The sequence below is a fragment of the Pseudarthrobacter sp. B4EP4b genome, assembly GCF_006680095.1.
In the GTDB taxonomy this organism is placed as follows: Bacteria; Actinomycetota; Actinomycetes; order Actinomycetales; family Micrococcaceae; genus Arthrobacter.
In genome coordinates this window covers 16335-23788 of sequence record NZ_VHIJ01000048.1, presented here as the reverse complement: position 1 = coordinate 23788, position 7454 = coordinate 16335, and the positions used below count along the sequence as shown (strand labels likewise).

7 protein-coding genes are annotated in these 7454 nt (G+C 65.3%); 6 read left to right on the top strand and 1 reads right to left on the bottom strand.

What is annotated here, in order from left to right:
- The coding region (locus FNL14_RS17580) for a nucleoside hydrolase (RefSeq protein ID WP_142062573.1) at positions 1-496 on the top strand (496 nt) is incomplete at its 5' end.
- 107 nt (positions 497-603) lie between these two features.
- Positions 604-1179 carry a hemerythrin domain-containing protein gene (locus FNL14_RS17575; protein WP_142062550.1) on the top strand — a complete coding sequence of 192 codons (576 nt, stop codon included), beginning with the start codon at positions 604-606 and terminating at the stop codon, positions 1177-1179.
- A gap of 25 nt (positions 1180-1204) precedes the next feature.
- Here the strand turns inward: FNL14_RS17575 and FNL14_RS17570 are convergent, their stop codons facing one another.
- On the bottom strand, positions 1205-2044 hold the full coding sequence (locus tag FNL14_RS17570) for a helix-turn-helix transcriptional regulator (RefSeq protein ID WP_142062570.1): 840 nt from the start codon (positions 2042-2044) through the stop codon (positions 1205-1207).
- 87 nt (positions 2045-2131) lie between these two features.
- On the opposite strand from FNL14_RS17570, the gene ilvD reads away from it, so the two are divergent.
- The 4 genes from ilvD to FNL14_RS17550 form a co-directional block, all read left to right on the top strand.
- Positions 2132-3997, top strand: coding sequence for a dihydroxy-acid dehydratase (gene ilvD, locus FNL14_RS17565; RefSeq protein WP_142062547.1), 1866 nt, complete (start codon positions 2132-2134; stop codon positions 3995-3997).
- A gap of 30 nt (positions 3998-4027) precedes the next feature.
- Positions 4028-4492 carry a phage tail protein gene (locus FNL14_RS17560; protein ID WP_142062544.1) on the top strand — a complete coding sequence of 155 codons (465 nt, stop codon included), beginning with the start codon at positions 4028-4030 and terminating at the stop codon, positions 4490-4492.
- A gap of 140 nt (positions 4493-4632) precedes the next feature.
- Positions 4633-6240, top strand: coding sequence for an HNH endonuclease signature motif containing protein (locus FNL14_RS17555; RefSeq protein WP_142062541.1), 1608 nt, complete (start codon positions 4633-4635; stop codon positions 6238-6240).
- A gap of 372 nt (positions 6241-6612) precedes the next feature.
- On the top strand, positions 6613-7454 hold an 842-nt coding region (locus FNL14_RS17550), incomplete at its 3' end, for a PEP/pyruvate-binding domain-containing protein (RefSeq protein WP_304653959.1).

The following is a 7454-nucleotide window of genomic DNA, read 5'->3' as shown; positions in this document are numbered from 1 at the left end:
CGCGCGCTGTGAGCGGACCACCATCCTGTGCGGAGGACCGCTGACCAACGTCGCTGCGGCGCTGCGGCTGGACCCGGCGCTCGCCGTTCGTGCGGCGCTGGTGTGGGTGGGCGGCACGCTGGCCCAAGCGGACCGCGGGGAATACAACTCGGACACGGACGCCGCATCGGCTGCGGAGGTGATGGCGTCGGGGATGCCCCTGGTCCGGATCCCGTACGAGGAGTACACGCGGATGACCGTTGCGGTGGACGCGGCGAAGAACGAGCTCGCTGCCGCGTCACGGGTTGGTTCCTGGTTGGCTGAGCGCCTGCTCGACGTTCCGCCTTTCGTGCAGTTGGGCAGCACGCTGACCTTGGGCGACAGTGTCCTGGTGCCGTTTGTGCCGGGCCCCGGCACGGCCGGAATCGCTGCTGATCCGGGAAGCGTGATCCACCACAGGATCGACGGTGCCGCGCTGTGGGAGGACCTGCTCAGGCAGCTGAAAGCTGCGCGTTAGGCAGCCTGATCCGGGGCACTTTCCACCTATGGATCGCCCTGTTGCCGCATGGTATTTTGACCCTCTTACGTCGCTTAAAGGGAGCGATCCAGGAGGAGGGCAGGCTCATGAGTGATACCAATTCCGCCGGAGCGAACGTGGACGTTGTGGACATCCTGACCAGCGATCACCAGGACATGATTGCGCTGATCGCGCAGATCAGGAGTGCGTCCGGGGACGGCGCACGGGACCTGGCGGACACCCTGATTGCGGAGGTCATGCGCCATGCCGTTGCCGAGGAAATGTACGTGTACCCCGCCGTCGAGGACCACGTGCCCAACGGCAAGGAAGAAGTGGAACATGACAAGAAGGAGCACGACGAGATCGTCAAGCTCATGAAGCGGCTGGAGAAGGCGGAGCCCGCCGAACCGGCCTTTATGGAGCTGGTCAATGAGCTTGAGGCGCAGCTGAGCCATCACGCAAACGACGAGGAGACTGAACAGTTTCCAAAACTCCGGCTGCACATCCCCTGGGAGAAGCTCGTCGACCTCGGCGAAAAGGTGGAGAAAGCGAAAAAGCTGGCACCCACCAGGCCGCACCCCAGCGCGCCGCATTCGGAGTTGTTCCACAAAACCCTGGGACCGGGCGTTGGCATGGTGGACCGGATCCTGGACAAGCTGAAGGGCAGGCACACGGACTCGTAGGCTTACCCGAGGGGCAGCTCTCGGCCTAGCTGCCGGCCGAGAGCAGCCGCTGGATCTGTTCCGCGGCGTCGCTCTCCGGCGCCGGGGTGTAGACCACAAGATGCAGGTCGGGGCGGTCCGAGGGCGAGACCTGGTGGTGCTCCAGCCGGAGCACGCCCACCGACGGGTGGTGGAAGAGCCGTTCGCGGGATTCGAAACCGAGGATGTCGTACCGGTCCCAGCCCTCCTTAAATTCCGGGCTGGTCTCCTTGAGCCGCTCCACCTGGTAGGCCACATCCGGATCGCCCAGCCGCTGACCGGCTTCGGCCCGGAACTCGGCCAGGAACCGCCTGCTGGTGACGTCCCAGTCGGGGAGCAGCTCCCGGACGTACGGGTCGGTGAAGACCAGCCACAGCAGGTTCCGCTCCGGCGCGGCAACGTTGGCGATGTTGGGATACAGCGCGGCGTAGGCCCTGTTCCAGCCGGTCACGCTCCAGCCCGGTGCCAGCGCGAAGGCGGGGTTGGGGCCGAGGGCGTCGAGGAGGCGCTGGATGTGGGCGGGAGCGTCAGCTGCGACCGGACCGGCTGTGACGGGCACTGAATAGCCGCCCAGTGACAGGACGTAGGAACGACCGGTTTCCGAGAGGTGCAAGGTCCGTGCCACGGCTTCCAGGACTTCGCGGGAGGGCCTGATGTCCCGGCCCTGTTCCAGCCATGTGTACCAGGTGACGCTGACGCCGGAAAGGAAGGCGACTTCCTCCCGCCTCAGCCCTCTCTCACGCCGGCGGGCGACTGGCGGTAATCCATACTCCGACCGCAGGGCCTGGTCCCGGCGCGCCCGCAGGAACAGGCCGAGCTCCTTCCGTCTGTCCCCGGCATCTTTCACGGGAAACAACACTAGTACTCTGGTACTCCTACTACTAGTATCAGCACTGTCTTCCGCCCCAGCGCCGGGCACGGCAGGATCGGTAGCATGCCTGCACTCCGTTCCCGCACTGTCACCCATGGCCGCAATATGGCCGGCGCCCGCGCACTGCTGCGCGCCTCCGGCGTCGCCAACACAGACATCGGCAAGCCGATCATCGCCGTGGCCAACTCCTTCACCGAATTCGTCCCTGGCCACACCCACCTCGCTCCTGTGGGCCGGATCGTCTCCGACGCCATCCTCGCGGCCGGCGCTGTGCCGCGTGAGTTCAACACCATCGCCGTGGACGACGGAATCGCCATGGGCCACTCCGGGATGCTCTACTCCCTGCCGTCCCGCGACCTGATCGCCGACTCCGTGGAGTACATGGTCAACGCACACTGTGCCGACGCCCTGGTCTGCATCTCCAACTGCGACAAGATCACCCCGGGCATGCTGATGGCCGCGTTGCGCCTGAACATCCCCGTAGTGTTCGTCTCCGGCGGGCCCATGGAAGCCGGCCGCGTGACCCTGACCGACGGCTCCGTACGCTCCCTGGACCTGGTGAACGCGATTGCCGACGCCGTGGACGAGTCCATTTCCGATGAAGACATCAACCTCATCGAAGAGAACGCCTGCCCCACCTGTGGTTCCTGCTCCGGCATGTTCACCGCCAACTCCATGAACTGCCTCGCCGAGGCCATCGGCCTGGCCCTGCCGGGCAACGGCTCCGTGCTGGCGACCCACACCGCACGCAAGGCGCTGTACGAGAAGGCCGGAGCCACCGTCGTCGAGCTCGTCAAACGCTACTACGACGGCGACGACGACTCAGTTCTGCCGCGCTCCATCGCCACTGCCGAGGCCTTTGACAACGCCATGGCCCTGGATATCTCGATGGGCGGCTCCACCAACACGATCCTGCACCTGCTGGCTGCGGCCCAGGAAGCGGGCGTGGAGTACGGACTGGCCGAGATGGACGCCAAGTCGCGCGAGGTGCCCTGCCTGGCAAAGGTGGCCCCGAACGTCGCCAAGGACAAGACCTATTACATGGAGGACGTGCACCGCGCCGGCGGCATCCCTGCGCTGCTCGGCGAACTGAATCGCGGCGGCCTCCTGCACAAGAACGTCCACTCCGTGCACTCCGCGGATCTGGACGGCTGGCTGGATGACTGGGACATCCGCGGTGGCAAGGCCACGGAAGAAGCGAAGGCCCTGTGGCATGCGGCTCCCGGCGGCGTCCGTTCCTCCACCGCTTTCTCCCAGTCGAACGAGTGGACCTCCCTGGACACCGACGCCGCGGAAGGCTGCATCCGGTCCGTGGAGCACGCCTACTCCAAGGACGGCGGCCTGGCTGTGCTCCGCGGCAACGTGGCCGTGGATGGCGCCGTGGTGAAGACCGCTGGCGTGGACGAGTCCATCTGGGTCTTTGAAGGCCCGGCAGTCGTGTGCGAGTCCCAGGACGAAGCGGTGGAAAAGATCCTGAACAAGGGCGTCAAGGAAGGCGACGTAGTGGTCATCCGCTACGAAGGCCCACGCGGCGGCCCCGGCATGCAGGAAATGCTCTACCCGACGTCGTTCCTCAAGGGCCGCGGCCTGGGCAAGAAGTGCGCCCTCATCACGGACGGGCGCTTCTCCGGCGGCACCTCCGGCCTGTCGATCGGGCACATCTCACCGGAGGCTGCCTCCGGCGGCGCTATCGCCCTGGTGGAGGACGGCGACATCATCAGCATTGACATCACGCGGCGTTCCCTTCAGCTGCAGGTCTCCGACGAGGTCCTCGCCGAACGCCGCGAAAAGCTGGAAGCCAATGGCGGGTACAAGGCAAAGAACCGGGACCGCTATGTTTCCCCGGCCTTGCGCGCCTACGCCGCCATGGCCCTCTCCGCGGACAAGGGTGCGGTGCGTGACGTGTCCTTGGTGGAGAACTTGGTCTAGGCTGCGAAGGAAAACTCCCAGGAGGACCCATTGCCGTACACCGTTGATTTCAAGGACGTCTCCACCGTTGGTTTGGAGTCGTCACCCGTGGCGGAAGCGCTGGCGGGGCTGCGCGCCAATGAGGCGCGGTACTACAAGAACAAGTACGACCACGATTTCACCGTCACCCCTGCCGCCGAGGCGCCGGAGACGGTGGCCTATGTGCACAACATCCTCTCCACCGAGCGCAATCTCGCCATCGCGTCCCGTCCACTCGAAGTGTCCTCCTTCGAAGTGGACGGGCTGCGCATGGCGTACGTGTTTTATGAGTCCGGCCTGGCAATCAACGTGATGTACGGCCTGGAGGAAGGCGGGAAGCGGGCAGTCGGGTTCAAGCTCTCTGACGGCATGGACGTTCCCGAGGAACTGGCGTCCAGTTTCAAGTTCGCGCGCCAGAAGTCCAAGCTCGCCGGCGTCATCCGCGGCTCCTACTTTGTGATCAAGGGCGAGTACTGACCTAGGACCCCTTCCGGCAGCACCTGCAAAAGGCAGGTGACGACGGCGTGGACTGGTTGAAGGCTGCAATGTCAGACCCCACCCCTAGTCTGAAAGTGTCCCGAGGTGGAGGGACGGTGGTTCCGTGAAGGGGGTGCAGCGTGGAGGTTCAGCCGTTCGTCGATGATGAGGAGGCGTGGGTTCCGGCTGTTGAGTTCACGGACGGGGAGGATTCGCTCCTGGCCGGGACGGTGAGCTTTCCGGCTCCCGCTTTCCTGACCGCCGATGGTGCGATTCGCGTGGTCCAATCGGCTGACAGGCTTATTGCCTGGGCTACGGGCATGAAGCAGGGCGCGCTTGCCCGGGTCGAGGAAGCTATTGCGGAAGAAGCTCCCGCGCGGGAGGAGAGCCAGCCGGTACGGTTTGGCGGGGACGAGGCCCATGCGCTTGCTGTCACTGAAGTGTCAACGGCCTGTGCGCTCTCGGAGGGCACGGCTGCGCGGGTGCTTAATGATGCGGCGGAGCTGACGGGGTCCCTTTGGGAGGTCCTTGAAGCCCTGGAGGCGGGCGACATTTCCGACGCGCATGCCCGGATCATTGTTGACCAGGCCCGCTCCCTCCCTGACGGGCAGTCTGAAAGGTTTGCATCGATTGCGCTGCGGCGCACGCGGACGCGGCACGGGCGCAGGCGCACGCCGGCTGAATTGCGCGCCTGTCTGCGGCGGTTGCGTGAACAGTTGCACCCTGAAAGCCTCGCGGCCCGCAAGGAGGCGGCCCGGCGTGAGCGCGGCGTGTGGTTCAGGGCCGAGCCGGACGGGATGTGCACGCTCTCGGCGTTCCTCACCGCGGAGGTCGGAATGGCAATCTATAGCGGGCTCGATCGTGATGCGCGGCTGGCCAGCGCACGGGTAGCGGAGCTCAAAGATCTTCCTGGGCCCGGTTTTGCTGCTGGATCCACCGCTGCTGCTGAACCCGCTAATGCACCGGGATCCGGCACTGCACCTGGACCCGGCATTGCTGCGGATTCGCCTACGCTGTCGGAGTTCCGCGCCGAGTCGCTGGCCTACCGCCTCTTGGGTGGCCCCGAAGCGGGCGGGTCCGACAGGCTTTTTGGTGGCCCTGACGGGGTGGACTCCGGGGTGTTCCGCCCTGAGATCGTGGTGACTATCCCGGTGGGACAGGTGATGGGCGGCAGCCCAGGTTCCGGCGGCGATGCCGTACCGACTGAACCTGCTACATGGCTCTCGGCGGCGGCTGGGCTTGGCGCGGCTGGGCTTGGCGGGGCTGGGCCTGCGGCAGGTGAGTTTGGGACGGCTGAACTGGAAGGGTATGGCCCTCTTGATGCTGCCACGGCGCGGCGTTTGGCGGCGCTGGCGCCTGCCTGGTACCTGGTGTTCACGGACGGGACCACCGGGGAGGCGTTGGGTGTGGGGCGGGCGGCTTATCGTCCCCCGAAGGCGTTGCGCCGGTATCTGCAGTGCCGTGAAGGGACCTGCCGGTTCCCGGGATGTACCCGCCGGGCCAGTGTCTGCGAGCCCGATCACACCGTCGAGTGGCAGGACGGCGGGACGACCGATCCCGGCAATCTGGCAATGCTCTGCCGCAGGCACCACGCGCTGAAGTCCATCGGCGCGTGGAGTTACAGACACTCTTCCCCTTCCGGGGACCTTGAATGGTGTTCACCGCTGGGCCGGCACTACACCACAGAACCAGCCGACCACGGAAAACTCCTCAATCTGCTCCAACAGCCAGAGCCACCACCGTTCTAGGCGGGGGGTGCGGCGGCAGGCAGTTTCGGCGCTGGCGCATTCCCGCTGGCGTCCGTCACGGGCCGTCGTGTGTGTGGACTTGATCAGGGTGGACGTTCAGGACTTGAGCCGCCCCAGTTCCGGGGCGGCTCAGTCCAGCGCGAAGACCTGGCCAGTCTGGATCCCTGAAACCGACATCACATGTGCGCGCCAACATTGTCGGTGTGCCACGCGACAGCAAGCACGAATTAGCCTCTTTGGTGACTCTTCATTACATGGCCAGAGTGTCGCATAGGTCACATGCAGTTGCTTCTGGGCGACTTACCCGCCCAACCTTGCATCACATCTTTTTTCAGCGCTTGTCAGAGCGTGCCCAACGAAGGAGCACCACCTATGACTGACGTTCTTTGGTTTTCGGACCTCGGCCTGTCCGATCTCGATCAAGTCGGCGGCAAGAACGCCTCGCTCGGCGAAATGGTCCGAAACCTCGCCTCTGCCGGGGTCAAGGTCCCGGACGGTTTCGCCACCACTGCAGACGCCTACCGGCGTTTTTTGAGCGGGTCCGGCCTCGACACCCGGATCGAAGGGATCCTTAAGGACCTGGACAGCGGCGATGTGACCGCCCTGGCCCTGGCCGGGAAGCAAATCCGGGACCTGATCAGCAGCACCCCCTTTCCAGCCGGATTCGAGGAGCAGATCCGGACCGCCTACCACCGTTTGACGGATAACCACGGCGGTGACGTGTCCTGGGCAGTGCGCTCCAGCGCCACGGCCGAAGACCTGCCTGATGCTTCCTTCGCCGGGCAGCAGGAGACCTTCCTGAACATCCGGGGCGTGGATAACATCCTGCTCGCCATCAAGGACGTCTTTGCCTCGCTCTACAACGACCGGGCCATCGCCTACCGGGTGCATCACGGCTTCACGCATTCAGAAGTGGCACTCTCGGCCGGCATCCAGCGCATGGTCCGCTCCGACGTCGGCGCTTCCGGGGTGATGTTCACCATGGATACCGAAACGGGCTTCAACGACGCCGTCTTCATCACCTCCTCCTACGGCCTCGGCGAGGCCGTGGTCCAGGGTGCCGTCAACCCCGACGAGTTCTACGTCCACAAGGCCGCCCTGGCAGCCGGGCGGCCGGCGGTGCTCAAGCGCGGCCTCGGCGAAAAAGCAGTTCAGATGACCTACACGGAATCCCGCGAGGTTGGCCGGACGGTGGACTTCGTTCCCGTGCCGCA